The sequence below is a fragment of the Flavobacterium sp. genome (assembly GCF_031363805.1).
In the GTDB taxonomy this organism is placed as follows: Bacteria; Bacteroidota; Bacteroidia; order Flavobacteriales; family Flavobacteriaceae; genus Flavobacterium.
In genome coordinates this window covers 1-1,610 of sequence record NZ_JANLVD010000170.1, presented here as the reverse complement: position 1 = coordinate 1,610, position 1,610 = coordinate 1, and the positions used below count along the sequence as shown (strand labels likewise).

Below are 1,610 nucleotides of genomic sequence, written 5' to 3'. Positions count from 1 at the left end.
CATAACAGCGGTTTGGCGCAATTGGGGTTTTAGGCAAACTTTAAAGTTGGTTTTGTACTTTGAAGTTCGGTCTTTAATTTATACATTTGGCTAACCAAATCCCCAACTGACGCCAAGCCACGAGACGTTGTGTGCTATTTTTGAGCAACAGAAAACTAAAAGAAATGAAAATACATTTATCGCCAAATACAGCGGGACGTTCAGGAGGAAAACTAAATGGTAATTTACGTTATTTTAGTGAATTTATCGAAATCGAATTGAAAAAAGCGAAATTCAAAACTTCTTTTGAAGAGTTATGGCTAAATTTTGCTTATCCACCAATGTATGTATTACCTGGTGTTATTGGTATGGAAATAACTTTTAAAAAATATTATGACTCATTTCCATATTCAAGATTAAACAGAAAGAATAAAAAAATAGAAATAACATTAAAAGCACCTGAATTTTCAGAACATTTTGATAAAGAAGACCAAAAAGAATATGAACACAAATTTGATATTGATCCAAGTTTCAAAAACATATCCGAAACCGAACTTGGAAAAATTGTTGTTGAAAAATTTTTAGAAGCAGGAGAAATTATTAATTCTAAAATTAAAAAAGAAGATATTTTTGAATATCAGATTTTCAAGAATGTTTTAAATGAAATAAAACAAAATATTGATTCAAACTTTTTAAATAAAATTAATACTAATCAAAAAGTTAAAGTTGCAAATAATACTTTAGAAAGAGCATTAGATTTAAGAGAAAAGAGAAAAAACGAAAGTAAACCAAAAGACAAACTAATAAGAGATTTGAGAATTTATTACAATAGTCTTCCATTAAAAGCGCTTTATCCATATGACTATATTTACACCGAAATTTTTCATAATCTTTTAACTAGAGAAAAATTAATGTGTCCAACTTATCATCATCTCTATATTCAAGTGGCAACTAATATGGAAGATGCTCTTAAAAATTCATTTTCGATTGAAGATTGGTATGTGAATGGACTAGCATTAATTGAATTTGACGAATTTCAAACATTAAAAGAAACAGAAAAAAAACAAGTCGTTTTTGATTTATTCGTAACAGGACTTAAAGATATTGCAACAATAGACAAACTAGATATCACAAAAATTGATAACGTAATTAATCACATAAAAGAAAAGGATTTTGATACAGAATTATTATATAAAACGGTTGAAAATAATAAATATACTTTAAAAATAACATACTTTTCAAAAAGTTTAGAAGAGGAATGTCCAATTTTCTTTAATATTACAGATAAGCAAACAAATAATATAACAAGAAAACAAATTGGAACTGCCGAAAACACTCAAATTCATTTATGGTTGCAAAATGTTAGTTTAACAAACGAAAAAATTAAAATTAAATCTAGCGACTCAATTCGAGGGCAAGTCTATCTTAAAGACAAACCGACGATAATGGAATTTCTAATAGAAGAATTAATGAAGTAAAAATTAAAACAGCACACAACAGCGGTGACCGTTGCACAACCTCTCCAAAAGTCTGAATCTCTAAATAATCTATAAAAAGCAACCTCGTTTAAGCTATTTTAAGCGAGGTTTATTTTTTGAATATAGTGAAGTTTTTCAAAAACCAACAAGCTT

At 27.6% G+C, this 1,610-nt stretch carries 1 protein-coding gene; it reads left to right on the top strand.

What is annotated here, in order from left to right:
• Positions 1–164: 164 nt before the first annotated feature.
• Positions 165–1,457, top strand: coding sequence for a hypothetical protein (locus RMN92_RS09760; RefSeq protein ID WP_309609263.1), 1,293 nt, complete (start codon positions 165–167; stop codon positions 1,455–1,457).
• The last annotated feature ends 153 nt before the right edge of the window (positions 1,458–1,610 follow it).

Bases quoted from the DNA above. Each gene is read 5' to 3' on its own strand.
- RMN92_RS09760 (WP_309609263.1), top strand. From the start codon at position 165: ATGAAAATACATTTATCGCCAAATACAGCGGGACGTTCAGGAGGAAAA.